General features: G+C 59.9%; 26 protein-coding genes and 1 pseudogene. 9 read left to right on the top strand and 18 right to left on the bottom strand.

Annotation, left to right across the window (positions count from 1 at the left end; genetic code table 11):
* The first annotated feature begins 241 nt into the window (after positions 1-241).
* Positions 242-679 (top strand): hypothetical protein, encoded by a 438-nt coding sequence (locus tag AC1DF8_RS14980; protein ID WP_478154091.1) that lies wholly within the window; start codon positions 242-244, stop codon positions 677-679.
* Here AC1DF8_RS14980 and AC1DF8_RS14975 read toward each other — a convergent pair.
* Positions 670-879 carry a hypothetical protein gene (locus AC1DF8_RS14975; RefSeq protein ID WP_112547223.1) on the bottom strand — a complete coding sequence of 70 codons (210 nt, stop codon included), beginning with the start codon at positions 877-879 and terminating at the stop codon, positions 670-672. The two genes, AC1DF8_RS14980 and AC1DF8_RS14975, sit on opposite strands and share 10 nt — an antisense overlap.
* A 97-nt stretch (positions 880-976) precedes the next feature.
* Complete coding sequence (locus tag AC1DF8_RS14970; protein ID WP_478154040.1) at positions 977-1,147, bottom strand: hypothetical protein; 171 nt, start codon at positions 1,145-1,147, stop codon at positions 977-979.
* Between the two features lie 197 nt (positions 1,148-1,344).
* On the opposite strand from AC1DF8_RS14970, the gene coaD reads away from it, so the two are divergent.
* The 5 genes from coaD to tgt all read left to right on the top strand — a co-directional run bounded on the left by coaD (position 1,345) and on the right by tgt (position 5,261).
* Positions 1,345-1,839, top strand: coding sequence for a pantetheine-phosphate adenylyltransferase (gene coaD / locus AC1DF8_RS14965; protein ID WP_112547224.1), 495 nt, complete (start codon positions 1,345-1,347; stop codon positions 1,837-1,839).
* Positions 1,840-1,865: 26 nt separating this feature from the next.
* Positions 1,866-2,438 carry a peptidylprolyl isomerase gene (locus AC1DF8_RS14960; protein ID WP_112547225.1) on the top strand — a complete coding sequence of 191 codons (573 nt, stop codon included), beginning with the start codon at positions 1,866-1,868 and terminating at the stop codon, positions 2,436-2,438.
* 25 nt (positions 2,439-2,463) lie between these two features.
* On the top strand, positions 2,464-2,973 hold the full coding sequence (locus tag AC1DF8_RS14955; RefSeq protein ID WP_112547226.1) for a peptidylprolyl isomerase: 510 nt from the start codon (positions 2,464-2,466) through the stop codon (positions 2,971-2,973).
* Positions 2,974-3,045: 72 nt separating this feature from the next.
* Positions 3,046-4,131, top strand: a complete 1,086-nt coding sequence (gene queA, locus AC1DF8_RS14950) for a tRNA preQ1(34) S-adenosylmethionine ribosyltransferase-isomerase QueA (protein WP_478154039.1) — start codon at positions 3,046-3,048, stop codon at positions 4,129-4,131.
* Positions 4,128-5,261, top strand: coding sequence for a tRNA guanosine(34) transglycosylase Tgt (tgt, locus tag AC1DF8_RS14945; protein WP_112968405.1), 1,134 nt, complete (start codon positions 4,128-4,130; stop codon positions 5,259-5,261). The genes queA and tgt overlap by 4 nt, the downstream gene beginning before the upstream one ends.
* On the opposite strand, the gene AC1DF8_RS14940 is transcribed toward tgt, so the two are convergent.
* The 6 genes from AC1DF8_RS14940 to fdhA form a co-directional block, all read right to left on the bottom strand.
* Entirely contained in the window at positions 5,262-5,690 is a 429-nt protein-coding gene (locus AC1DF8_RS14940) for a DUF4864 domain-containing protein (protein ID WP_478154038.1), read from the bottom strand.
* A gap of 74 nt (positions 5,691-5,764) precedes the next feature.
* Positions 5,765-7,030 carry a beta-ketoacyl-ACP synthase II gene (gene fabF, locus AC1DF8_RS14935; protein WP_478154037.1) on the bottom strand — a complete coding sequence of 422 codons (1,266 nt, stop codon included), beginning with the start codon at positions 7,028-7,030 and terminating at the stop codon, positions 5,765-5,767.
* Between the two features lie 95 nt (positions 7,031-7,125).
* Positions 7,126-7,632, bottom strand: a complete 507-nt coding sequence (locus AC1DF8_RS14930) for a winged helix-turn-helix transcriptional regulator (RefSeq protein WP_478154036.1) — start codon at positions 7,630-7,632, stop codon at positions 7,126-7,128.
* 62 nt (positions 7,633-7,694) lie between these two features.
* The gene (locus tag AC1DF8_RS14925) at positions 7,695-8,003 is read right to left on the bottom strand and encodes a hypothetical protein (protein WP_113148389.1); all 309 of its coding nucleotides are present in this window, start codon (positions 8,001-8,003) and stop codon (positions 7,695-7,697) included.
* Positions 8,004-8,131: 128 nt separating this feature from the next.
* Positions 8,132-10,480 (bottom strand): calcium-binding protein, encoded by a 2,349-nt coding sequence (locus tag AC1DF8_RS14920; RefSeq protein ID WP_478154035.1) that lies wholly within the window; start codon positions 10,478-10,480, stop codon positions 8,132-8,134.
* A gap of 656 nt (positions 10,481-11,136) precedes the next feature.
* Positions 11,137-12,327 (bottom strand): formaldehyde dehydrogenase, glutathione-independent, encoded by a 1,191-nt coding sequence (gene fdhA, locus AC1DF8_RS14915; protein ID WP_112968120.1) that lies wholly within the window; start codon positions 12,325-12,327, stop codon positions 11,137-11,139.
* Positions 12,328-12,659: 332 nt separating this feature from the next.
* Between fdhA and AC1DF8_RS14910 the strand changes: the two genes are divergently transcribed.
* A complete protein-coding gene (locus AC1DF8_RS14910) occupies positions 12,660-13,142 on the top strand; it encodes a phage regulatory CII family protein (RefSeq protein ID WP_112968121.1) in 483 nt (160 codons plus the stop codon).
* Here AC1DF8_RS14910 and AC1DF8_RS14905 read toward each other — a convergent pair.
* The 4 genes and pseudogenes from AC1DF8_RS14905 to AC1DF8_RS14890 form a co-directional block, all read right to left on the bottom strand.
* A complete protein-coding gene (locus tag AC1DF8_RS14905) occupies positions 13,106-13,270 on the bottom strand; it encodes a hypothetical protein (RefSeq protein ID WP_162732769.1) in 165 nt (54 codons plus the stop codon). The genes AC1DF8_RS14910 and AC1DF8_RS14905 overlap by 37 nt on opposite strands.
* Before the next feature lie 210 nt (positions 13,271-13,480).
* Positions 13,481-16,333, bottom strand: coding sequence for a M16 family metallopeptidase (locus AC1DF8_RS14900; RefSeq protein WP_478154034.1), 2,853 nt, complete (start codon positions 16,331-16,333; stop codon positions 13,481-13,483).
* Between the two features lie 157 nt (positions 16,334-16,490).
* Positions 16,491-16,740, bottom strand: a pseudogene (locus tag AC1DF8_RS14895) (helix-turn-helix domain-containing protein); the annotation flags it as partial.
* A gap of 150 nt (positions 16,741-16,890) precedes the next feature.
* Complete coding sequence (locus AC1DF8_RS14890) at positions 16,891-17,559, bottom strand: DUF2161 domain-containing phosphodiesterase (protein WP_112543846.1); 669 nt, start codon at positions 17,557-17,559, stop codon at positions 16,891-16,893.
* Positions 17,560-17,749: 190 nt separating this feature from the next.
* Between AC1DF8_RS14890 and AC1DF8_RS14885 the strand changes: the two genes are divergently transcribed.
* Positions 17,750-18,361 (top strand): TerC family protein, encoded by a 612-nt coding sequence (locus AC1DF8_RS14885; RefSeq protein WP_112543847.1) that lies wholly within the window; start codon positions 17,750-17,752, stop codon positions 18,359-18,361.
* On the opposite strand, the gene AC1DF8_RS14880 is transcribed toward AC1DF8_RS14885, so the two are convergent.
* From AC1DF8_RS14880 to metG, 3 genes are read right to left on the bottom strand one after another with little or no spacing between them, the layout of a single operon-like run.
* Positions 18,358-19,170: an MBL fold metallo-hydrolase gene (locus AC1DF8_RS14880; protein ID WP_183884717.1), complete on the bottom strand. Its 813-nt coding sequence runs from the start codon at positions 19,168-19,170 to the stop codon at positions 18,358-18,360. The genes AC1DF8_RS14885 and AC1DF8_RS14880 overlap by 4 nt on opposite strands.
* A 4-nt stretch (positions 19,171-19,174) precedes the next feature.
* Complete coding sequence (locus AC1DF8_RS14875) at positions 19,175-19,957, bottom strand: TatD family hydrolase (protein ID WP_478154033.1); 783 nt, start codon at positions 19,955-19,957, stop codon at positions 19,175-19,177.
* A 4-nt stretch (positions 19,958-19,961) separates the two neighbouring features.
* A complete protein-coding gene (gene metG / locus AC1DF8_RS14870) occupies positions 19,962-21,512 on the bottom strand; it encodes a methionine--tRNA ligase (RefSeq protein ID WP_478154032.1) in 1,551 nt (516 codons plus the stop codon).
* Between the two features lie 232 nt (positions 21,513-21,744).
* Between metG and AC1DF8_RS14865 the strand changes: the two genes are divergently transcribed.
* On the top strand, positions 21,745-22,533 hold the full coding sequence (locus AC1DF8_RS14865; RefSeq protein ID WP_478154031.1) for a sulfite exporter TauE/SafE family protein: 789 nt from the start codon (positions 21,745-21,747) through the stop codon (positions 22,531-22,533).
* Positions 22,534-22,598: 65 nt separating this feature from the next.
* On the opposite strand, the gene AC1DF8_RS14860 is transcribed toward AC1DF8_RS14865, so the two are convergent.
* The 3 genes from AC1DF8_RS14860 to AC1DF8_RS14850 all read right to left on the bottom strand — a co-directional run bounded on the left by AC1DF8_RS14860 (position 22,599) and on the right by AC1DF8_RS14850 (position 25,622).
* Entirely contained in the window at positions 22,599-23,624 is a 1,026-nt protein-coding gene (locus AC1DF8_RS14860) for a DNA polymerase III subunit delta' (RefSeq protein ID WP_478154030.1), read from the bottom strand.
* A complete protein-coding gene (gene tmk, locus AC1DF8_RS14855; RefSeq protein WP_478154029.1) occupies positions 23,617-24,294 on the bottom strand; it encodes a dTMP kinase in 678 nt (225 codons plus the stop codon). Before tmk ends, AC1DF8_RS14860 begins: the two co-directional genes overlap by 8 nt.
* A gap of 134 nt (positions 24,295-24,428) precedes the next feature.
* Positions 24,429-25,622, bottom strand: a complete 1,194-nt coding sequence (locus AC1DF8_RS14850; RefSeq protein ID WP_478154028.1) for a D-alanyl-D-alanine carboxypeptidase family protein — start codon at positions 25,620-25,622, stop codon at positions 24,429-24,431.
* Positions 25,623-25,672 lie beyond the last annotated feature (50 nt).

The raw sequence follows: 25,672 nt of genomic DNA, 5'->3' as shown, positions 1-25,672 counted from the left end.
GGCACCTGCCGCCCGGTTTTTTTTATTGCGCTATGAAGAGCTTGCCGCTTCATCCTGAGGCGAATGTTGTGGGCAGCTGGACAAGGCGAGGTGTGTTGGCCGGAGTTTCGGCTGCAACCGGCGCGGCGGCGCGGCGCTTCCTGCTTCTGCCGCAAAGTGATCCTGGACCAGCCTTTCCAGCGGAACTTCCCTTGAAGATGGCGCTGCCGTATTTGCTGCAACAGGTGAGGACACGGCTGCCGTGGTCTTTCCGGCCGGCAACATCCAGCCCGCCACTTTGCCCGAGGGTATCTCGATCCTCGCGATGGGGCAGGCTTTGCCGTCATTACAAGCGAACGCAGCGACTATCTGCGCGCGCTCTATGGCATCGGGCTCTATTGGTTCTGCCGTTGCGAGACAGCGGCTGTCTGGCGCTTCGGCCGCCATTCTCGACATGAGAAAGCCGGATGCAAAACATCCGGCTTGCATTCATGCTTTTGCGCTGCGGGAGCGGCTTCAGAAAGCCTTGTGCTTTTCTTGGAGCGATTTCACTTCCTCGCTTTCACGGCGCAGAGCGGAAATCGTGGAGGTCACGGACACAATGAACATGATGCTGATGAGTGCTGTGAAAACTGTCAGGATCGTGAACATGGTGGCGTTCCTTTCTTTAGGGAGTTGCGTTCAAGCTCCTCAGTACTGACCGAGAACGCTTACGGAGCGAGCCGAAGCGAACGGACCATATACCTTGGAAGCATCGACTTTCTGATTGTCATAGAGAGCGATTGTGGCAGTCAGCATGCCCGTGACCATTACCATCCAGAGCATGTTAATCATCGTGATCTTGCCAGGCATCTTTGTTCCCTTCCTGCCGCGCTTACGCATCTCATATGTGTCGATCATTTGAACGCATCCGTCTTTAAAAGGTTCCGCCGGATGTTGGCGGGGTGTTTACCAATCGTGATCTGAAGCGACCTTGAATGTCACGTTCATCTGCCGTTCAGAAATCAAATCGATTAGAACGCGTGCAGCCAAGCTGTCTCATGATCGCCGCATGTTCGCTGACCTCCGGGCGTACCCAGCCAATCTGATGCCTGTCGGCGACGTAACCGTAGAAAAACTCGGCAAACAGCGAGGAAATAACGGCTACTGCGATGAGGATGATCAGCATGATCGGGGTCTTTCCGGGGAGTGACGCTACCGGGACCGGCAGCGTCTGGGTTGATGATGCGAATTAAGCAGATCGCATCTGAGCGGACCTTGAACGCGCCGTTCATTCATCGTTCAGCCGCGTCGGGCGGTCTGGCTAAATGACTTGCGGGAAACGGGCTTCCATGACAAAAGGCGTCAAACGAACGGCCGGACCAAATGACCACAGCTTTCTATCCGGGGTCCTTCGACCCGATCACCAATGGACATGTTGATGTGCTGGTCCAGGCGCTCAACGTCGCCGAAAAGGTGATCGTCGCGATCGGCATCCACCCGGGGAAGGCACCACTCTTTTCATTCGACGAAAAGGCAGCATTGATCCGCGCGTCGCTGGGCGAGGTGCTGCCGGAAAAGAGCGCGCATATCGATGTCGTCTCCTTCGACAATCTCGTCGTCGACGCGGCGCGCGCGCATGGCGCAAGCCTGCTGATCCGTGGCCTGCGCGACGGGACCGATCTCGATTATGAAATGCAGATGGCCGGCATGAACAGGCAGATGGCGCCTGATATCCAGACTATCTTTCTGCCGGCAGGCACGGCCTCGCGGCCCATTACCGCCACATTGGTGCGCCAGATCGCAGCCATGGGCGGCGATGTCAGCGCCTTCGTGCCGGCGGCCGTCTTGCAAGCCCTGAAATCCAAGCGCAAAGCTTAGGCGGATACCGCCGCAATGGAGCTCACATGAAACTCTTCTATCTTGCATTTGCCGGCGTGCTCTATCTCGCCTCCTTCGCGGGCGACGCTTTTGCGCAGGCGGCCGATCACTACATCACCATCCAGCTGAAGAGCGGCCCGGTTGTCATCCAGCTGCTTCCGGATGTGGCGCCGAAGCATGTGGCGCAGATCGAAGCGCTGGTGAAGAAGGGCGAATATGACAATGTCGCCTTCCACCGCGTCATCCCGGGCTTCATGGCCCAGACCGGCGACGTGAAATATGGCAACATGGAAAAGAACTTCGATGCCGCCCAGGCCGGCACCGGCGGCTCCGACCTGCCTGACCTGCCGGCCGAATTTTCGAAGACGCCTTTCGTGCGCGGCACGGTCGGCATGGCACGCGCCCAGGACCCGAATTCTGCCAACTCGCAGTTCTTCATCATGTTCGATGACGGTTCCTTCCTGAATGGCCAGTACACCGTCGTCGGCAAGGTTGTTTCGGGCATGGAAAACGTCGACAAGATCAAGAAGGGCGAAGGCCAGAACGGCGAAGTCAGCAATCCTGACCGCATGATCAAGGTCACGATGGGCAAGAAGTAAATTCACGACAAGAAGGAGAACGACAATGGCCGAGATCAAGGATCCGGAAAACACCATCATTCTGGAAACCACCAAGGGCAAGGTTGTCATCCAGCTTCTGCCGCAGGTCGCGCCCGAGCATGTCAAGCGCATCAAGGAACTCGCCCGCGAGAAGGCCTATGACGGTGTCGTTTTCCACCGCGTCATCGCCGATTTCATGGCGCAGACGGGTGACGTACAGTTCGGCAAGAAGGGCGGCGACAACTTCAATCCGGGCCGCGCCGGCATGGGCGGCTCTGAAAAGGACGATCTGAAGGCTGAATTCTCGGCAACGCCGCATGTTCGCGGCACCTGCTCGATGGCCCGCTCGCAGAGCCCGAACTCGGCGAACTCGCAGTTCTTCATCTGCTTCACCGACGCTCCCTGGCTGAACAAGCAGTACTCGGTCTGGGGCCAGGTCATCGAAGGCATGGATAACATCGACAAGATCAAGAAGGGCGAGCCCGTCTCCGATCCGGATTCGATCGTCTCCATGCGGGTTGCCGCCGACGTCTGATTGTGATTTCTGCAGAAACCCGCCCTTGCGCGAGAGCGCGGGGCGGGTTTCGCTTTGCCTGGAAGTGCTTCGATGCGCGTAGACCTCTTTGATTTCGACCTGCCGGATGAACGCATTGCGCTGCGGCCCGCTGAGCCGCGCGACAGCGCGCGGCTGCTTGTCGTCGATCCGAACGGGCAGCCGGTTCTTTCCGATCATCGCGTCTTCGACCTGCCGTCCTTCCTGCGCGCCGGCGATGCGCTGGTCTTCAACGATACCAAGGTCATCCCGGCACAACTCGAAGGCATCCGCCACCGCGAGGGTGCGGGCGGTCAGCAGGTTTCGGCGACGCTGCATATGCGGATCGGCGCCAACAAGTGGAAGGCCTTCGCCAAACCCGGCAAGCGTATCAAGGAAGGCGATCGTATCGCTTTCGGCCATGGTGGCCAAAGTTGCATGATCGGCTCGCTCGACGCGACCGTGGAGGAAAAGGGTGACGCCGGCGAAGTGACGCTCGCCTTCGATCTTTCCGGACCTGCGTTGGATGAGGCAATCGCAGGCGTCGGCCATATTCCGCTGCCGCCCTATATCGCCGCAAAGCGTCCGGAGGACGAACGCGACCGCGCCGATTACCAGACCATCTATGCGCGAGAGGAGGGCGCCGTCGCCGCCCCGACCGCCGGTCTGCACTTCACGCCCGGCCTTTTCGAGGCACTGGACATGGCTGGCATCGAACGCCACTTCGTGACGCTGCATGTCGGCGCCGGCACTTTCCTGCCGGTCAAGGCCGACGATACCGACGATCACAAGATGCATCTCGAAAGCGGCTATGTCAGCGCCGAGATTGCTGCGAAGCTGAATGCCGTCAAGGCAAGGGGCGGACGCATTGTCTGCGTCGGCACGACCTCGCTCCGGCTGATCGAGAGCGCCGCCGAAGAGAGCGGCGAGATCAGACCCTGGGCGGGCGCGACAGGCATCTTCATCACGCCTGGTTACCGCTTCAAGGCGGTCGATATACTGATGACCAATTTCCACCTGCCGCGCTCTACACTCTTCATGCTGGTCTCGGCCTTCGCCGGTTTCGAGACCATGCACGTGGCTTATACGCATGCCATTTCGACAGGCTACCGCTTCTATTCCTACGGCGACGCGAGCCTTCTTTTCCGGAAAGACCGATGACCACTGAGAATTTCCAGTTCACCCTGAAGAAGACCGATGGCGGTGCCCGTCTCGGGGAAGTTTCCATGCCGCGTGGCACCATCCGCACGCCGGCCTTCATGCCTGTCGGCACGGTCGGCACGGTCAAGGCCATGTATCTCGACCAGGTGCGTGATACCGGCGCCGACATCATTCTTGGCAATACCTATCACCTGATGCTGCGGCCGACGGCCGAGCGCGTTGCCCGCCTCGGCGGATTGCACAAGCTCATTCGCTGGGAGCATCCGATCCTGACGGATTCCGGCGGCTTTCAGGTCATGTCTCTCTCCGGTCTGCGCAAGCTCGATGAGCAGGGCGTCACCTTCAAGTCGCATGTCGACGGCAGCCTGCATCACATGTCGCCGGAGCGCTCGATCGAGATCCAGGGGCTGCTTGGCTCCGATATCCAGATGCAGCTCGACGAATGCGTGGCATTGCCGGCCGAGCCCAAGGAAATCGAGCGCGCCATGGAGCTTTCGCTGCGCTGGGCCGAGCGTTGCAAGGTCGCGTTCGGCAATCAGCCGGGCAAGGCGATGTTCGGCATTGTCCAGGGTGGTGACGTGCCGGCCCTGCGTGTCCGGTCGGCCGAAGAACTGGCAAAGCTCGACCTAAAAGGCTACGCCGTCGGCGGTCTTGCTGTCGGCGAGCCGCAGGACGTCATGCTGAAGATGCTGGAGACGACGCTTCCGGTCCTGCCCGGTGAAAAGCCGCGCTATCTGATGGGCGTCGGCACACCCGACGACATCCTGAAATCCGTCGCCCGTGGAATCGACATGTTCGACTGCGTCATGCCGACCCGCTCGGGCCGTCACGGTCTGGCCTTTACCCGGCGCGGCAAGGTCAATATCCGCAACGCCCGCCATGCGGAGGACATGCGCCCGCTCGACGAACAATCGAACTGCCCGGCGACGCGCGACTATTCCCGCGCCTATCTCCACCATCTCGTCCGCGCCAACGAAGCGCTCGGCGGCATGCTGCTCTCCTGGCACAATCTGAACTATTATCAGGAACTTATGCAGGGTATCCGCAAGGCGATTGCCGAAGGTCGCTTCGCCGATTTCATGGCGGAAACGATCGAGGAATGGGCGCGAGGCGATCTCGAACCGGTGTGATCAGATGCCCTTGCTGGCGGCGTTCGGCACGATCTGCACGCCGTTGATCTTGAAGCTGCCGTCCGGCTGACGAGCGACCTGATAGATCGCCGTCCAGTCCTTGCCGTCGCGGCCGGAAATCAGCACTTCCTGATAGATCATTGCACCGTCGTCGATCGATCTGCTGCGCCCGAAGGCATAGTTGCCCGGGTGATAGACCGGCTCGTAGCTTTTCTTCACCATCGCGAAGAAGACGTTTTTGTCTGGATACATGGCCTTGATGCCGGGCGCGGCGAAGGAATAGGCGGTATCCGCGTCGTCCTTGAGGAATGCCCTGATCTGCTCCTCGATCATTGTCTGTGTTGCCTGCACGGGATCTTCGGCGCGGGCCGCCATGCCTGACATCACGGATACAGCACACAGAACCAGCACTGCGAAGAAGGCGCGCATAGGATCATCTCCGGCTATGTCAGCAGAAGTGTAGGCTATTTTGCGCGCAAGGAAAGAGCCCGATAAACCAGGGCTCAGGACCAGCGACGGAAGAGAGCGCTGGCATTGACGCCGCCGAAGCCGAAGCCGTTGGTAATCGCATATTCCATCGCCACCTTGCGGGCCACCCTGCCCACGAGATCAATGCCTTCTGCTGCGGGATCGGCCGTTTCGAGATTGCGGGTCGGCGGGGCGAGCTGATCGCGCAGCGCGAGGATTGTGAAGATGGCTTCAAGGCCGCCGGCTGCACCCAGGAGATGGCCCGTCGCCGACTTGGTTGCGCTGACGGCGATGCCGCCGTCGCGACCGAAGACCGTGCCGATTGCAGCGATCTCGCCCCTGTCACCGACCGGTGTCGAGGTCGCATGGGCGTTGAGATGCTTCACCTCGGCCGCCGGAATCCTGGCTTGCCGCAATGCTGCTTCCATCGCCCGGCGGGCACCGTCGCCATCTTCCGGGCCTGCCGTCATGTGATAGGCGTCAGCGGCCGTGCCGTAGCCGACGAGTTCGGCAAGCGGCGTTGCGCCGCGCGCCAGCGCATGCTCAAGGGTTTCGATGACGAGAATTCCGGCTCCTTCGCCCATCACGAAACCATCGCGCGCTGTATCGAAGGGACGTGACGCAAGTTCGGGTCTGTCGTTGAAACCGCTCGAGAGTGCGCGCGCTGCTGCAAAACCGCCGAGGCTCACCTTGTCGATGCAGGCTTCCGAGCCGCCGCAGATAGCGACGTCAGCCTCGCCGGAGCGGATCATCCGCGCCGCATCGCCGATCGCCTGAACACTTGCCGCGCAGGCCGTTACCGGCGCGCCCAATGGCCCCTTGAAGCCGTAGCGTATGCTGACCTGACCGGCAGCCAGGTTGACGAGGAAGGAAGGCACAGTAAAGGGCGACAGCCGTCGCACGCCGCGGGTTTCAGCCGTGCGCACTGCATCCGTTATTGCCGGAAAGCCGCCGACACCCGACGCGATGATCGTGGCTGTCCGCTCGCGCGCATCGACGCTTTCGGGCATCCAGCCGGCCTGGCCCACCGCTTCGTCCGTCGCCATCATCGCAAACTGGATGAAGCGGTCCATCTTCTTCTGGTCCTTGGGCGGCACGGCGCGATCGGGATCGAAACCGGCTTCACTGTCCTCCTCGATGGAGGGAACGACGCCGCCGACCTTGGCGGCGAGATCGCCGACCACATTCTCCGGCAGCACGCGCAGGCCGGAACCACCAGCGACGAGCCGGTTCCATGCGGTCTCGACGCCAACGCCAAGCGGCGAAACAAGTCCCATACCGGTGACAACAATGCGTTCCATGGATTTGTCCTTTCTAAAGCAATTCCAGCAAGAGCGCGAAGCGGGGTTGCGTCCGGAATTGCGTAAAAACTAAGAGATAGAGCATTGGAAATGCTCTAGGCGTCGATGCCGAGGTAGTAGGCGCGCATGCGGGCGATCCGTTCGCGGTCGCCCTCATCGGCAGCCGGTCCCGGCAGCAGGCAGGTGTTTTCAGGTTTCAACTCCTCGCCGCTCGCTGCATCCACCAGCATGGGCTGGCGTTCCTCGCCGGAAGCGGCATTGCCGAGCAGGAAGGCAAGATCCTCTTGCGGAACGTGCCGGCGTCCCCAGGAAAACAGGGCCATCAGAACGGGGAAGAAATCACGTCCCTTGGCAGTCAGCACATATTCGTAGCGGGCAGGGCGCTCGTTGTAGAGGCGCTTCTCGAACAGTCCTTCATCGATCAGATGCGCAAGCCGCCGCGTCAGGATGTTCGGCGCGATGCCGAGGCTCTTCTGGAATTCGTCAAAACGCGTCAGCCCGTGAAAGGCGTCGCGAAGGATCATCATGCTCCACCAGTCGCCGACGCTGTCGAGCGCGCGGGCGGCGGGGCATTTGAAATTGGCAAAGCTCGTTCGTTGCATGATGCAAGTCAGTACAGAAGTCACTTGCATCATGCAAGCGACTTACGCGCGTAAGCGACTTGTCAGGCGTCATACCGCTCGAAGATCCGCGCCAGGAGAACGCCGGTTACGAGAACGCCGGCTGCTACAAAAACGGTGTCGCCCGGCGTCCCGATATAAAGCGGCCCGATATTGGCAAAGAGCAGGAAGGCGACGAGGAAATTGAACCAGCCCCAGATGACATTGGTGGCCGGAGAACTGAGCTTCGCCCCCTGCAGGCGAGCGAAAGGTGTGCGAAAAGGCCGGCCGCTGACGCCATTGACGAAATGCGGCATGCCATTGGTCAGGAATGCGGCGGCGATGAAATGAATGATGTAGGCAGTCCAGGGCAACGGTCTCTCCGCTCGGCTGATGGGATCCTGCTGACAATGTTGGGCAGGACCGGCGCAGGACAAGAAAAAGGGGCTCCGAAAATGGAGCCCCATCCAGGACCACCGCTTGAAGACGTCAGGGTCGGATGTCAGATGAACAGGAAATCATCGTGATGAAGCGCCGCCAGATTGGAGAGTGTCGCGATCTGTACAGCCGCGCCGCGCCCGCTTCCATCTGCATCGTAGAAAAGTTTTCCCGATGTCTGGTCGTAGATCAAACGGTCGTTCGAATCCAAAGCCTTGGTGCCGAGCACGAAGTTTTCGGCCGAAAAACTCGCTGGATCGATGGCGGTGAAAATCTCGTGATCGAGCACGATCTTGTCACCGGTGCTTTCCGAGAAGTCCTCGATCTTGTCGATGTTGTTGTAAGCGCTGGGCTTGAAGTCGAAGACGAAAGTATCGGCTCCAGCTCCGCCGTTCAGGACATCGTTGCCGTTGCCGCCGATGAGCTTGTCGTTTCCTGCGCCACCCGACAGGGTATTGGCTGCATTGTTGCCGGTCAGCACGTTATTTTCGCCGCTACCTGTGGCATTGATCGCCGATGAGCCTGTAAGCGTCAGGTTTTCAACTGTTCCAAGGGCATTCTCAAGATAGAAGGATATGGAGGCATTGACGGTGTCGATGCCACCGCCGCCCGTCTCGTCGACGATGTCGCCCGCCGAATCCACCTTATACGTGTCGTTGCCAAGGCCGCCGATCATTCGGTCTTCGCCTCTGCCGCCATCGAAATAATTGTCGCCGGAATTGCCTGTCAGAACGTTGTTCATGACATTGCCGGTCGCATTGATGTCGTCGGCACCCAACAAGGTCAGGTTTTCGACAGTTCCGGTCACGTGGTCCTTGTCCATCAGGCTGAGGGAGACATAGGACTTGATGGTGTCCTTGCCGGAGCCGCCAGCCTCGATGACCACATCATTGATGTTGTCGACGATATAGGTATCGTCACCACCACCGCCCTTCATGGTGTCGGCGCCCGCGCCGCCATCCAGCACGTTGGCTCCGTAGTTGCCGACGAGAATATTGGCAAGGTTGTTGCCAGTCGCGTTGATATTGGCGTTGCCGGTCAGTGTCAGGTTTTCGATGGCGCCGATCGCATGTGCGGCATCGGCCAGACTGAAGCTGATCGATGACATGACGGTATCGGTTCCGCCGCCGCGGCTTTCATCGACAATGTCGGTCGGGGAGGTGACCGTAAACGTGTCGTCTCCGGTGCCGCCGTAGATGTGGCCGGGTTCCGGACGGGCGCCGCTACCTGCGGCTATGTTGATGATGATGGGATGGTCGACAACGTCCAGGTTTAGCGAGGATATGTTGCTGAAGCTTTTGACCGGCGTATCGCCCGCCAGTGGGTCGTAGACCTGCACGGTCCCGAAAGCTCCACCCAGGTTGACGCTGACGTTGGTCGCAGCCGCCTGGATCGCCTTGTCGGTCGCCTGGTTCCATATATCCGGCTCGTTCCAGATGATGATCTGATAGCTTCCGTCGGATTTCTCCGTCAGGTAGCTGCGCGCCGTGGAAGGCAGTCCGTTGATGGAGTAATTGAGCGTGCCCGGATTGAAGTTCGCTTGGGTCGCGCCGTCGTCTTCGAGAATTTCGGTCAGATTGTGGATCGCCATTGCTGCCGGTTTCGGCGTGTAATCCAGGCGAAACAGCCCGAAATGCTTTTCCTGATCGGAACCCTGCGGATCCGAATAGGCATCGAGAAGCTGGTAGATGAAGGTTCCCTTGGATCCCAGAAAGGCGCCGTCCATCAGAGTGTTGAGAAGCAGTTTTGCCTGCGTCGTCTCGTCGACGCCTTCCCATCCGCCGTTGGTATCGGCGGTCAGCGACGTGTGATAGCCGATCTCGGTGATGGTAAGCGGCTTGCCGGGATCGGCCTGCATCTGGTTGCCGGATTCACGCGATAGCCAGGAGAAGGGCTGGTCGCCCTCCTTCGCATAGGTGTGGATCGTCGTGTAATCGTTGGAAGAGGCAACCGTGTAACCGGTAAAGCCGAGAACCGGAATATCCTTCAACAGCGGATCGGCATTGACCGCATTGAACAGGTCCTTCTGGTAGGCAACTGCCGCAGCCTCTCCCGACAGACCTTTATAAGCCACCGGCCAGTTGTTGACCTCGTTCGGGCCTTCGATGCCGACGATCGAACCCGGATGCGCTTCGACGAAAGCATGCAGCCGCTGGACGACGGTGGCGGGAGTGTCATCTCGCCCGGAAACAAAAACGAATTTGACACCCGCATCGGCCGCATCCCCAAGATGACCTTGACCGTAGGGGTCGGAGACAGGGGTAGGGGCATGATCTCGAACTGTGTCGAGACCAAGGTAGCCCAGGGCTTTAACAACTTCCGCGATATTGGAATATTTCCCGTCGGTGTAGTCGATATGTGTGTCGATCCCGAATGAATCGATAACGTCAGTAATTCTAGTAGCTTGGGCCATTTCATCCTCCTCGCCTGGAAGTAGAAAACATTACTTCGATGGTATAGTGATTCCCTTCAAAAGTAGGGCCTGATTTACAGTAGAATCCGCCAAAGTTATGATTGCGTTAACCATATTGTATTGTTCGCAATATGATTGCTAAGCGCTGCGTTGGAGGCGATCCGATATTTGCGGACTCGGCATCTCGCCTTCGAAGCGACGGGAAGGGCATTGTTGCCAAAGCGATAAGGCCTGGTCGCCAAGCGGAAGAACGTCCTAGGTGATATCGATGATATCCTGCTCGGTCAGAGGGCCGGGGTCCGCTTCAATGCTATCGGTCAGGGGGATACTGGAATTGAAGGCGAGGTCGTATCGGTTCGACCCGATGTAGTGGCCGAATAGCGCAGCGGCGCAGATTACTGTCCATCGCTCATCAAGCCGGAACCGGCAAGCTCGCAAGAGCTCGCCCACATCGCGCTCTATTCAGGTGTCGGCGGAGGTCTTCATCAAAGTCGCGGATTGCTCCGTCATTTCATGCGTGACGACGCCGCTGATGGATCAGATCAGCCATACATTCTGTCAACAGTCGTTGGCTGGCGAGGATGTAGGGGAGGCACGGTCGATCTTATTACCAATAGGGAATGCCGGGGCGTTTCCGCCCCGGCACATCGTATTGATCACGCCGCTTTGGCAATTGCACCATGCGGGTCGAGAACGAATTTTGTCGCAGCACCCTGGTCGAAGCTCTCATAACCCTGGGCGGCATCCTCAAGCGAGATCACCTTGGCATTGACGATATCGGCAATGGGCAGCCGGTCGTGCAGGATCGCCTGCATGAGTTGGCGGTTATATTTGAGCACAGGCGTCTGACCGGTGTGGAAGGACTGCGCCTTGGCCCAGCCGAGACCGAAACGCAACGACAGGCTGCCCTGCTTGGCCGCATTGTCCACGGCGCCGGGGTCCTCCGTGACATAGAGGCCGGGAATGCCGATGGAGCCCGCGGCACGGGTGATTTCCATCATCTGGTTCAGAACGATCGCCGGCTGTTCGCCGCCGGAATGTCCACGTGCTTCGAAGCCGACGGCATCGATGGCGCTATCCACTTCATTCGTGCCGACCACCTCTGCGATCATGTCGCCGAGGCGGTCGCTCTTCGAGAGGTCGATGGCCTCGAAGCCGACGCGGCTGGCATGGGCGAGGCGATCCTTGTTGAAATCGCCGATCATGACGACGGCCGCGCCGAGGATACGGGCGGATGCCGCTGCTGCGAGGCCGACCGGGCCGGCACCTGCGACATAGACGGTGGAGCCGACGCCGACGCCGGCCCTGACGGCGCCGTGGAATCCGGTCGGCAGGATGTCGGAAAGCATGGTGAGATCACGGATCTTGGCCATCGCCTTGTCGCGGTCGGGGATTTTCAAGAGGTTGAAATCCGCATAGGGGATCGTGACATAACGGGCCTGGCCGCCGATCCAGCCGCCCATGTCGACATAGCCATAGGCGCCGCCGGCCCGCGACGGATTGACCGTCAGGCAGACGCCGGTATCCTGTGATTTGCAGCAGCGGCAGCGCCCGCAGGCAACATTGAAGGGCACGGAGACGATGTCCCCGACATCGAGCATTTCGACGTCGACGCCYTTTTCGATGATCTCGCCGGTAATCTCATGTCCGAGCACGAGACCCGGCATCGCGGTAGTGCGGCCACGGACCATGTGCTGGTCGGAACCGCAGATATTGGTGGAGATGACCTTCAGGATGACGCCATGTTCGATACGACGCCCGTCCGGTGCCTCGAGTTTCGGATCGTCAATGTCGCGGACTTCCACTTTTCCGGGCCGCAAGTAGACGACGCCACGGTTCTTGCTCATTTCCGTCTCCTCCGTTGAAATGCAGCAACGCGCAAGCAGCTCCTCCCGCAGCGGTTGCCTGTCACAGAGTAGACCAGAAAGATCTGAGCGCCGTCCCGAAAGCGACGCCTTGCGGGCGGAAACCGCAAAACCGGGTCAAAGGGCAGGGCGCTCGATACGGTCCGGCCACCCGCTTCGGCGGACTCGAAGACAGGTGGCCTTTCCCCGGCAGGCGGGGTGCATCCTGCCAGGGCGCCGCATTAGCACCGTCGTGACGGATACAATATCAAAACGGTAGCTCCCTTTTGACGTGGCTTCCGCTATAGTTGCAGGGATAGAGCCTGGGGGCCATCATGACGCAGCGCGGCCGTGCCTTCGCAGACATCGTCTACACTATCCTGATCGTGGAGAAGGCCTATCCGGTAGAGGTCGTCGCGACCGCGTTGGGCATGAATTATGCGGCCTTTCACTCACGGCTGATCAGCCGAACATGTTTTTCCGCAGAGGAAATCCAAAATCTGCTGGAAGTCGTGCCGGATCCGCGCTTGGCATCCTATCTGTTCGAGAAGAGTATCTTTGTTGCGGCGGAGCGTTCTTCCGACTGGCAACAGCAGCAGCCTGCCGGGTCGCTGCAGCGGGGCGCCACGCGCGTGGTCATCGAGGCGACGGACGTGCTCGAAATTGTGGATGCCGCACTTGCCGGAGGCGGGATGGATCACCGCAAGCAGCGACTGGTGCTCAAGGAAATCGAGGATGCRGAGAGGGCGCTTGCATCCCTTCGCCTCTCTCTCAACGGCGCCTATACCGGGCCGTCCTTGCGCATCAGTAAAAGATAGGCTTCACCCTCTTCCTCGAGCGAGAGCATCGCCTCGATGATCGTCAGGCGCGTCTCCTCAAGGAAGGACTTCCTGGCGCCGCCAGCGGTCGCCAGCTGCCGTTCCACGGAAAGAAGCCGAAGTTTCAAGAGGTTTTTCTGGCGCACAATGCGTGCATATTCCTGGAGGGGATGAGAATGGTCGGAAGACATGCGAAAGCCGGTGATTTTTGCTTACGCATCTAGCCGGCCCGGCTGAGCTTCGCCATCAAAACGACCCTGTCGTTTTTACGCAGGTCGACGAACACGATCGGAACAGATCCCGAAGCGACTGCGCTCTTCGGGATCCAGTCTTCAAACCTATCGAACCGCTGCCGGAAGTACCTCGAATTTCCAGAACTTGTCCGGCTGGAAGTAGGTCGTGGCAAACTGGCGAATGTCCTCGGCGGTGACTTTGTCGTAGCCGGCAAGATTGTCGCGTATCCGTTCCAGACGGCGAGGGTCCGTTTGAGCGCCGTTCAGATATTGCACCCAATATTCGTTGCTCTGCTGCTGGTGTTTCAACGTCTCGATAATCGGTGCGCGAGCCCTGACCAGTTCGTCCGGCGAGACATCTTTCGATCTGAGGTCATTAGCGATCTTGTCCACGAGCGCATAGAAATTCTCGACCTTGTCCGGCGTTGTCTCGACATAGAGATAGGCGTAGCCATAGCCTGGAATATCCCACGACAGATCCATCGCGCCCTGCGGACTGTAGGTCGCGCCTTCGGCAATCCGGAACTGGTCGATCAGCCTGTTTTCGAAGATCTGGCCGGCGATGTTGGCGACAAAGCCCCGCTGCATGTCCGAGAGCATGTCGCCAACGGGGGCAGCGACAATCGCCGCGGCGTTGTCGCTCCGGCCGTTATGAGTCCGCATGACGGGTTTTTCGGTGGGGGCGGGGAAATGCACATCGTTTGCAACGTTGTCCGATGTTGCATCCGGGCGAGCCGGCAAAGCCCCGAAGGTTTCAGCCGTCAGGCGGATTGCTTCGTCCGCCGTTATGTCGCCGACAATGGTGATATCGATCGGGCCTGCGGAAATTTGCGGCCGGAACAGCGCTTCGAAATCTTCCAGTTTCGTGGCAGACAATTGCGCCTTGTCCGGGAAAGTCCAGCGCGGGTCGCCGGAATGCACGAGGCCAGCGAAATCGCGGCCGATGACGGCCCCTGGCGTCGCCTCATACTGATCGAGGTTGTTCAAATAGGCTTGCCGGACGCGCTTGAAAACTTCCGGCCGGTAGGTGGRATCGGAAGTGTAGGCGGCCATGATCTGCAGTTGCGTCGCCAGATCCCCCGTCTGTGTCTGGCCGGTGAACTGGAAGGAGCTGTCATCCACCGAGAAGTCGATGCCGGCGATTTTGGCAGCCAGCGCTTTCTGTAAATCCGGGTAATCCATTGCCTTGGTGCCCGACAGGACCACGGCCGGCGATGTCCAGATCGGCAGGGGACGGTCATTCGGCAGTCCCAGCCGGCCGTGACCAATATCCTCGCGTACCAGCACTTCGTTGGCGCGCAGCTTGGTCGGCTTGATGGTCAGCCGCACGCCGTTGGCAAAACGCACCATGGTCAGGCCGAGATCCTCGACAACGCGGCGTTCGACAACAGCGCCGGGTTCGCCGAAATGGGTATAGGGCCAGACGACCGCCGCTGCGGCGGACGGCGCGGTGACCGGAACGGCACGGGAAGCGTCATATGCCTGCCTGATGTCGCTGGCGCCGCCTTTTGGCGCTTGAGCAGTCTGCAGGACGAGCTGCGGGCCGTTCCCGGAAAAGACACGCGCGACAACCTCGTTGACCTCGGCCGCCGTCAGCCCCTTGGTGATTGTCTCGAACATCGAAAGATCTTCCGCGGGGGAGGTGAAGACCTCATTATCGTCCACGCTGCTCGCCAGCATGGAGGCGATGTCGGTGCTTGTGCGCGTCGCAGCACCGGCGGCCGCCGCTTCAAGGAGAGAGCGATATTCGACGATTTCCCGGTCGAGCTCGGCCTGCTCGGCGCCGAATTGCTGGAAACGGCGCTGTTCCTGATCGATGGCCGCGAGCGCCTGCTGCCATTTGTCCGTCTCGGAATTTGCCGTGACGACAACGATATGGGCCGAGTCGAAAAGATCCTGAGAGCCGACGGCGGCGCTGATGAAGGGAGCGTTGGCCCTGTTGGCCATGGCGCCTAGTCGACGTTTGAGTACCAGAAGACCGAGATCTTCGACCAGCTGCTGGCGACGCTTGGCAAAAGTGTCAGGTGAAGCATCATAGGGCCGCGTCCAGGCGATCTGAACATTCGTTGTGCCGCCCGGAACCGCGATGACCTCGGCGCTTTCGCTTTTCGGCTTCAGCGTGCCGAGATCGGGCTTTGGCGGGGCAGGGATGGCAATCTTCCAGTCGCCAAAGCGCTGCCTGATCTCCAGTTCCATCGCAGCGGGATCGACATCGCCCACCACGATCAGCGTGGCGCGATCGGGCCGATAATTCGCGTGGTAAAAGTCACGCAGCAGATCGACAGGGGCATTGCTGATGATGTCGACCTTGCCGATCGGCGCGCGCATCGTCACGCGCTGGCCAGCGAGCATGGAATTCGTGACGCCGATCGCCGCGCGATATTGCGGCGTGTCGCGCAGCCGCTCTTCCGAAAGGATGACGCCGCGCTCGCGGTCGAAGGCGCCGGCATCGAGCGTCAGCTCGCTTGCCGTCTCGCGCATCAGCATCAGGCCGGTGGAAATCGTATCCGCGTCAACCTCGGGCAGATCGAGCGAATAGACGGTCTCGTCATAGGAGGTGTTGGCGTTGGTATCAGGCCCGAAGGCCAGGCCCTTGCGCTGCAGGATACGGATCATCTCGTCCTGTCCGACATGCGTCGAGCCCTTGAAAGCCATATGCTCGAGGAAATGCGCAAGCCCCTGCTGGTCATCCCTCTCGTCCAGCGAGCCGGCGCCAATCCGGAAACGGATGGCCGCTTGTCCCGTTGGCGTGGCATTGCGCATAATCGCAAACCGCATACCGTTTTCGAGCGTGCCGAAGCGTATGCCGGGTTCGGCCGGCAGGTCGCTGATCGTCTGCGGCCACGGCGCGGATGGATTTTCCGCAAGGGCCGGCGAGCCTGAGATGAAGAGCGCGGCAAGCGAGGCCGCTGCCAGGAGTTTGGAAAGGATAGGAAATTTCATATATTTAAGGGGCATTTTGTCCTGGTGCCGGGCACGGGGTGTTTGACTTCGGCCGGACTATCAGACAGGTCGCGACTCGCATCAACGTGTATTTTCCGTCATGGATAAGAGTTGAGAAAATGCACCTATCTATAAAATCAGGAAAATTTGAGGAAGGCCGATCGGTCTTCGACTTTACCTGCGAGAAACGTACCAGCTTCCGGAGTTCAGCCCGCCGTTCGCAAGCCATCTCATGCGCTGTCACACAGTAGTTGCCATTGAGATCCGGAATCAGCTTGTCGACGAATGTGTTGCGCTTGAACTCACGAAAGATCGTCGATCGATGCCGTCCGGGCTTCTCGGCAATGATCTCGACAGCCGCGGCGCCAGCGGGCGATCTTGCGTCGTTCATCCACATCGATATGCGAGTAGGTAGGTTTCATCGCGTCTTCCTTGCGAGTGACAACCCATTGGTATCATTCGCAAGTCGCACTTTATCCTTGAACTCACCTCTTCGTACACATAGATCGCATAAGATAGATTATGGAACCACAATGGATACCCAAACCCAGATCAGAGCCAATGTTAACCCACTACTGCGCCGCCTGCATCTCCGGCTGCGGCCACCGCTGCAATGCGTCGCGTCCGGCCTCCGTCAGACCGTAGACGCCTCTGTCGAGCCGTTCGAACCAGCCATAGACATTGGACAGCAGGATCTTGCCAGCCTCCGGCACGCCGGATCGGATGTCACGTACGCGCAACGGACCTGATGCCAGTGCTGCTGCGCAGCCAAGCGCCTGCTGGCGATATGCCGTCATGACCGGAGCGCGCGTACTGCCGCCAAGCGCCGGATCTCCGCGCCGTTTCTGGTGCTCGCGCATCAGCCTCGAACGTCGCTTCGGATTGGTCCGCGGCATCGGTGACACGGAGCCGACAATGACGCTGACGTCGCCGGTGTCCGAAATCCCGAGCATGCCGATGCCAAGCCGCCGGCAAAGGTCGCGGTAGCGTTTGTCTGCTTCCCGGCCTTTGCCCTTGGCTGAAATTCGCGCCGCGATCCAGACTTCGTCAGATACGGCCGCGCGATCGACGGCCTGCAGAATGAGCTCCAGATTGAAGCTCATCTTCAGCTCGCAGACGACGACAACAGGCGGATCGTCATCGCTCAGGCCGACGAGATCGCAGCCGGCGACTTCGCCCTTGACGACATAACCTGCCTTTTCGAGAAAGCCTTTCACGGGCAGATAAAGCGAAGTTTCCATGGGCCTGCAGATCGAAGAAGAGAATCGTTACATAATCTACATCGATCCGCTGATACGGGACACCGCATCGATTGCCATGAGCCGGATTGCCTGGGATAGCGTGGATGGGCATTATCGCATCCCTTCCAAGGTTGACGGAAAACCCTCAAGACGCTAGCACGCTCGAAGCGTATTCCGGGGGTAATTCAATATGGATATTTTCACAGCGGCCGGTTTGACGGCTCTGCTGCAGGTCATTGCTATCGACCTTGTTCTCGCCGGCGACAATGCCGTCGTCATCGGCCTTGCTGCTGCCGGCCTAGAAGCCACGCAGCGTCGCAAGGCAATCATTGTCGGCATTCTGGCGGCAACGGTGCTCCGCATCCTGTTCGCATCCGTGGCCGTCTATCTGCTGGCAATCGTCGGATTGCTGCTCGCCGGCGGCCTGTTGCTGCTCTGGGTCTGCTGGAAGATGTGGCGTGAGCTGCGTGCCGGCCATGGTGAAGAACATGCGGCCGAGGCTGGCGCAGCTGCGCCGAGGAAGACCTTCTTTCAGGCTGCGACACAGATCGTCATCGCCGACGTTTCCATGTCGCTGGACAATGTTCTTGCCGTTGCCGGCGCCGCTCGCGAACATCCGAGCGTGCTGGTGCTGGGCCTCGGTCTTTCCATTGCGCTGATGGGCATCGCCGCGAACTTTATCGCCCGCCTGCTCAACAAACATCGCTGGATCGCCTATGTCGGCCTGCTGATCATTCTCTATGTTGCGCTCGACATGATCCATCGCGGATATCTCGAAGTCGCACCTTTTATCGGCGCCTAGAGCTCGACTTCGAAGCTCATCTGATCGAACGCCGGCACCACATGGTCCGGCGTTTCAGCCATAACCACGTCATAATCGAGCGGCGTATGCATATGCGTCAGGATTGCCCGTTTCGGCTTTAGCCGCTCGATCCAGTCCAGCGACTGTTCCAGTGAGAGATGGCTGGGGTGATAGGCATATTGCAGGGCATCGATGATCAGCATGTCGAGCTTTTGCAGCTTGTCGACCGTCTGCGGCGGAAAATCGCTGACATCGCTGCAATAAGCCACATTCCCGATGCGGAAGCCGAGCGAATGGATATCACCATGCTGTTGCAGATGCGGCATGAAGGCGATCGTTCCGCCCGGCCCATGGATTTCAACGGGCTTTTCCAGATCCTCGATCACGATTGGCAGCACGATCGGCGGGTAATTGCTGCCCGGCGGCGTTTCCAGGCAGTAGCCGAATGCTTCCCGTAACCTGCCCATGGTGAACTGGTCGGCAAAGATCGGCACGCGGCGGCGGGTATTGTGGAAATAGCCGCGCAGATCGTCGATGCCGTGAATATGGTCGGCATGCGGATGCGTGTAGAGAACAGCGTCCACATGATCGACCCCTGCCCTGATCATCTGCTCGCGAAAATCCGGACCTGTGTCGATAACGACAGTCGTTGCCGCGCCGCTGGCCGAAAACTGCTGAACCATAAAGGCTGCGCGTGTTCTCTTATTCTTCGGATTGTTGGGGTTGCAGGCACCCCAGTCACCTGTAATGCGCGGCACGCCGGGTGATGACGAGCAGCCGAGAATGGTGAACCGCAGCCGCCGTGTCACGCCGCTAGATCCTCGGCATCTTTGAAAACAGGCGGAAAGCGTTGTCAGTCGTGATCCGTGCGACTTCCTCGTAGGGAAGGCCGATCGTATCGCCCAGTACCTCGGCCGTATTCACGACGTATGACGGCTCGTTGCGCTTGCCGCGCCAGCGCTTGGGCGCCAGATACGGCGCATCCGTTTCGACCAGCAGCCGGTCGTGCGGAATGGTCTTTGCGATCTCTCGCAGCTCTTCGGATTTCGGAAAGGTCAGGATGCCCGAAAAGGAGATATAGCCGCCGAGCTCGACGCCAGTCTTCGCAAGCTCCGGGCCGGCCGAGAAGCAATGCAGGATGAAGGGAAAGGCCCCCTTCCCTGTCTCCTCGGTCAGGATCGCCGCCATGTCGGCATCGGCGCTGCGGCTATGGATGACGAGCGGAAGCTGTGTTTCCCGGGCAGCGGCAATATGGCGGCGAAAACCGGTCTGCTGGTCCTCCGGCTTCTGCGTGTCGTAGAAATAGTCGAGGCCAGCCTCGCCGATCGCGACGACCTTCGGATGTTCATTGGCGAGCCGAACGAGATCTTCCGTCTGGATATCCAGTTCGTCGCCCGCATTGTTGGGATGCGTGCCGACCGAACAGAAGACGGAAGGATATTTCTCGGTAATGGCAAGCAGTCCGTCGAGCTTGCGCACGCGGGTGCAGATCGTCACCATCTGCGCCACACCGGCCCCATGGGCACGTGAGACGATCTCGTCGCGCTCCGCATCGAAATCGGCAAAGTCCAGATGGCAATGCGTATCGACCAGCACGGCTTTAAGCCTCCGGAGCCACGTAGCGCGGGAAGACCGGCGTCGGCGCCTCGATCGGCGTTCCCGGCACCAGGCGGCCCGCTTCGCCAAGGCTCGTGAAATCACGCTTGTCGGCCGGAGCGGCCACGAGGTCGAGCAGCTTGCCGGCCGATTCCGGCACGAAGGGCTGCAGCAGGATCGCGATCTGGCGCACCACTTCTGCGGTTACATAGAGCACCGTACCCATGCGCGCCGGATCGGTCTTCTTGAGCGCCCAAGGCTGCTGACCGGCGAAGTAGCGGTCGGTTTCGGAGACGACGGTAATGATAGAGGCCAACGCGCGGTGAATGAGCTGCTTGCCCATGTCTTCGCTTGTCGAGGCATGCAGCGCATCGGCCTGGGCCAGCATCGCCTTGTCCTCATCTGTCAGCGGTCCGCATTCCGGGATCTTGCCGTCGCAATTCTTGAAGATCATCGACAGCGAGCGGCTGGCAAGATTGCCGATGCCATTGGCAAGATCGGAATTGATGCGCGTGCCTATCGCCTCTTCGCTGTAGCTTCCATCCTGTCCAAAGGAGACTTCGCGCAGGAAGAAATAGCGCACCTGGTCGAGGCCGAAATGGTTCACCAGATTGACCGGATCGACGACATTGCCGAGCGACTTCGACATCTTCTCGCCCTTGTTGAGCAGGAAGCCGTGGGCGAAGACGCGCTTCGGCAGCGGCAGCTTTGCCGACATCAGGAAGGCCGGCCAATAGACGGCGTGGAAACGGATGATGTCCTTGCCGATGATATGCACGTCGGCCGGCCAGTATTTCGCCCGCGGTCCGTTGCGGTCTTCGATATAGCCCGTGGCAGTGATGTAGTTGGTCAGTGCGTCGACCCAGACGTACATGACATGGGCGGGGTCGTTCGGTACCTTGATACCCCAATCGAATGTGGTACGCGAAATCGAGAGATCCTTGAGGCCTGACTTGACGAAGGAGATCACCTCGTTGCGGCGCTCGGCCGGGCCGATGAAATCGGGGTTTTCCTCATAGTGCTTCAGCAGCCGGTCCTGATATTCGGAGAGCTTGAAGAAATAGCTCGCCTCTTCCACCCATTCGACTGGCGTGCCTTGCGGCCCGTAGCGCACGCCGTCGGCGCGCAACTCGGTTTCGTTTTCCTGGTAATAGGCTTCATCGCGCACCGAGTACCAGCCGGCGTAGGAATCCTTGTAGACATCGCCGTTGTCGGCCATCAGGTTCCAGATGTTGCGCGAAGTCTCGTGGTGACGCTCCTGTGTGGTGCGGATGAAGTCGTCGTTCGAAGCGTTGAGCAGCTTCGCCATCGCCTGGAATTCACTGGAATTGCGGTCTGCAAGCGCCTGCGCCGTGATACCTTCGGCGCGCGCCGTCTGCTGCATCTTCTGGCCGTGTTCGTCAGTCCCCGTCAGGAAGAAGACATCCTTGCCGTCGAGGCGCTGGTAGCGCGCCATGGCATCGGTCGCAATCAGCTCGTAGGCATGGCCGATATGCGGCTTGCCGTTGGGATAGGAGATCGCGGTCGTGATGTAGAAGGGGGTCTTGTCTGTCATGGCGGCCAATTCCGGCTTACTCTATAAATCGTCCGCCGCTCTTAGCGCATGTCTCGCACAAGCGAAACATCAAGTTTGGCAGCCGCCTACGATTTCACGGACACTAGGCCTCGAACTTGACTCACGTTCGGGCGCCATCTACCCCTTGTCCGGCAACGGGGTGGGACAGACGCGAAGTGCCATTTTTCATTGATCGGAACAGTCACGGCCGCGCGCCTTCGGAGGCGCATATTTGACGTTCGAGCCTCTCTATTCCCTGTCCGGTCTCATGGTGGGAGCATTGGTCGGGATCACCGGCGTCGGCGGCGGTTCGCTGATGACGCCGCTGCTCGTGCTCCTTTTCGGTGTCCACCCGGCAACCGCCGTCGGGACCGACCTTCTCTATGCAGCAATCACCAAGACGGCCGGCACGGCTGTTCACGGCATGCATGGACGCGTCAACTGGAAGATCGTCGGCAGTCTGGCGGCCGGCAGCGTGCCCGCCGCGCTGTCGATGCTCTGGCTCATGGCCGGCGTCGACCGTAAAAGCATTGGCGTCACGAATACCATCACCACCGCGCTCGGCTGGCTGCTGGTCATGACCGCAATCATGCTGATTTTCCGCAGTCAGATCCTTGAATTCGCTCGTCGTGTCATCGGTGAGCGCATGCCGCCGAAGCCGGCAAGCATCGTCGCCTTCACCGTCGTTCTGGGCTTCGTGCTCGGTGTGCTCGTCACGCTGACATCGGTCGGCGCCGGCGCTCTGGGCGTGACGATCCTGCTGATCCTCTACCCCAGGCTCGACGTGCGTGAGATCGTCGGTTCGGATATCGTCCACGCCGTGCCGCTCACCCTGATCGGCGGTATGGGATACTGGTTCATTGGAGAGATCGACTGGGCTATGCTCCTTGCCCTGCTCGTCGGTTCCATTCCCGGCATCATCCTCGGCAGCCTGCTTGCGCCCAAACTGCACGAACGCACCATCCGCATTGTGCTCGCCATTACGTTGGCGATTGTCGCCTGGAAACTGTTGACGGGCTGACCGGAGCAATTCCTGCAAGCTGTGCGGCGGTTTCGCGTTCGCAACTGTGTAAAAACAAAGACGCTTCAGGCGCGGGGTTGCTTGATCTCGGAAAGCACTTCCATGATCGTCTGCTTGCGATCGAGATTGTAAGCGCCGGAGATGGTCAGTTTCTCCGTGATTTCGGAATAGAGCCGCGCAAGGCGGTCGGCCGCCGCGATCTGTCCCTCGCCGGCAGCAAGGCGGGCGCGGTTCATCACGTCATCGCCGACATGGCTGACGAAGAAATCGAAGATCGTCTCGGCTTCCCTGCCGGAAAGTGCATCTGCAAGCCGATGCATGGCCTTGCGTGCCGCAGGTCCCTCGGAGGACAGAACCTCGTTATAGGCCTGGATGATCTCGCCGCCACCATAGTTCAGCAGTTTCAGAGCCTCACCGACACTGCCCTTTGCGGCAGAAAGCAGTGCCTGCCCCTCCCCCTCGATGCCGAGATGAGCAAGGGCTGAAACAAGGGCGCGATCGTCGAGCGGTGCAAGCTTCAGCGGCAGGCAGCGCGAGCGGATCGTCGGCAGCAACTTGCCCGGCGCATGTGAAAGAACGAGGAACATTGCGCGCTTCGGCGGCTCCTCGAGGATCTTCAGAATGGCGTTTGCCGCATTCCGGTTCATGTCGTCGGCGGGATCGATGATGACGATACGCCAGTTGCCCGTGCCTGAGGTTTGCGAGAAGAATTTGCCGGCCCGGCGCACTTCGTCGATGGTGATTGCCGACTTGACCTTGCCGGTCTTCTCGTCGACAGGGCGGGGAAGATGCAGGAGATTGTGTGAGGCTCCCGAGGCGATCTGTCGGCTGACGGCCGAGGCTGGATCCGGATCGGCAATGCGCTCCGGTGCGCCCGCGGGATCGGGATGCGACAGAACGTGATTGGCGAAGCGGAAGGCCAGCGTCGCCTTGCCGATGCCCTCCGGCCCCTCAATCAGGATTGCATGATGTCCCTTGCCTGAGCGGTAGAATTGCGCCAGGAAATCCTCTGCCTCTTCATGGCCGAAGAGCTTCGTATTCTCGGCCGGCCATATGGCGCCGTCGAGCAGTCCGGGCCTCTCCTCACTCATGATGGGCCGCTTCCGGCATGCGAACTTCGGCTGATGGTTTCAGCAATTGCCTGACGATGGTAACGATCTCCGCGGCGATCGCCTCTTCCGTCTGCGTGGCATTGACGACGTGGCAGCGTTCAGGCTCGCGCGCGGCGATGTCCAGAAAGGCCTCGCGGCGCTTCTCGTGCGTTTCGAGCGTTTCCTTCTCGAACCGGTCGGGACCGTCGGCATTTCGCTTGCTGACGCGCTCCAATCCCTGCTTGGCCGGAATATCGAGGATCAGCGTACAGTCGGGCATCACGCCGTTGATGGCGATGCGCTGCAGCGTCTCGATGAAATCAGGTTCCAGATTGCCGGTGACGCCTTGATAGACGCGCGAGGAATCCATGAAGCGGTCGCAAAGCACGATCTTGCCCGTGTAAAGCGCCGGGCGGATGATCTCTTCCACATGATCATTGCGGGCGGCGGCAAAGAGGATCGCCTCCATGCGGGTGCCGAAGGCTTCCGCAGCGCCCGAAAGCAGTACGTGGCGCACAGCTTCCGCGCCTGGCGAACCGCCCGGTTCCCTGGTCAGCAGCACGTCATGGCCATCGGCCTTCAATGCCTCGGCAAGTCGGCGGATCTGCGTGGACTTGCCCGCGCCCTCTCCGCCTTCAAACGTAACGAACAAACCCTTACCGGATGACAATGATACTTTCCCGCATTCTGAGCGCCGTGCTCTTTCTCTATCTATCCGAAGATAGTGCGCAGCGAAACCTTTTGCCGCGGCGACATATTCGCCTTCCCCGGCAAATTACGGCTATCTGCGCCCGAAAAGAAGCGTCAGCTCTGCTCGGACTTGTCCCATAGCCAGGAGAAGAACAGCGATTCGCCAAGCTCGAGCAGCGCATCGATCGCACGGCTGCTGAGCGAGCCCACCTCCACGGATTGCACCGTATAGAGCGGCACTTCTCGCAGCATCCTGTTGCCGGAAACGATCCGCAGCGTGCCGACTTCCGTATCCGCCTTGACGGGCGCCATCAGTGGCCAGTGATAGACGATGCGGGCAGCAAGCCGGTCCGGATTGTTGATCGGAATGTAAACGCTGACCGGCGCCTTGGCGACGAGATCAACTGTGCGCGCCGTGCCGCCATAGACACTCGCCGCTCCGATGACTTCCGTGTCTGCAAAGACCTGACGGCTCTCGAAGGCTGTCAGCCCCCATTCCACCACGCGCTTGGCTTCTTCCGTGCGCTCCTTGTCGGAGGCGATGCCGGCAAGCGCCACGAAGAGCCGCCGTCCGTTGCGCTGCACGGAGGCGACGATTGAATAGCCCTCGCCTTCCGTGAAGCCGGTCGCGAGACCGTCCGCTCCGAGATCCATGCCCAGCAGCGGATTGCGGTTGCGCTGGAAGATCTTGTTCCACTCGAAGTCAGGCTGGGCGAAATAGGAATAGAGATTGGGATAGGATGTCTGCAGATTGGTGGCGAGCGTCACCAGTTCCCTGGCCGTCACCTTGCTCTTGCCATCCGGGATTCCGGTTGAATTGCCGAAGACGGCCTTGTCCATGCCGAGATCGCGTGCGCGACGCGTCATCGATGCCGCAAACTGGTCTTCGCTGCCGCCCATGCCCTCGGCAAGGATGATGCAGCCATCATTGGCGCCCTGGATCGCCACACCCTTGATCAGATCCTCGACGCGAACCCTCGATTTCAGCGCCGCAAACATCGTGGCGGCACGCGAAGGCGCACCGCCCGTGCGCCAGGCATATTCGGAGACGGGATATTCGGTATCGAGTGAAATCTGCCCCTTGCTGACGGCATCGAAAACGAGATCCATCGTCATCAGCTTCGCAAGCGCGGCGGGTGCGAAAACCTGGTTCTCGTTCTTGGCGAGAAGCACGGTGCCGGTCGACGCCTCGATCATATAGGCCTGCGCGGCCTTGGTGACGAAACCGGCCTCGGTTCCTTCTGCCGCAACGGCAGCAGAAGCAGGCAAAAGCAGGCATGCAAGAAGGCGAAGCAACGGCTTCAACATCGCAATTCCCATTGATGGTGCGGGTTGACTCAGGAGGGTAAAGCGAGCCG

Source organism: Rhizobium sp. 05N49 (assembly GCF_056396805.1).
This window is presented reverse-complemented; position numbering and strand designations above follow the sequence as displayed.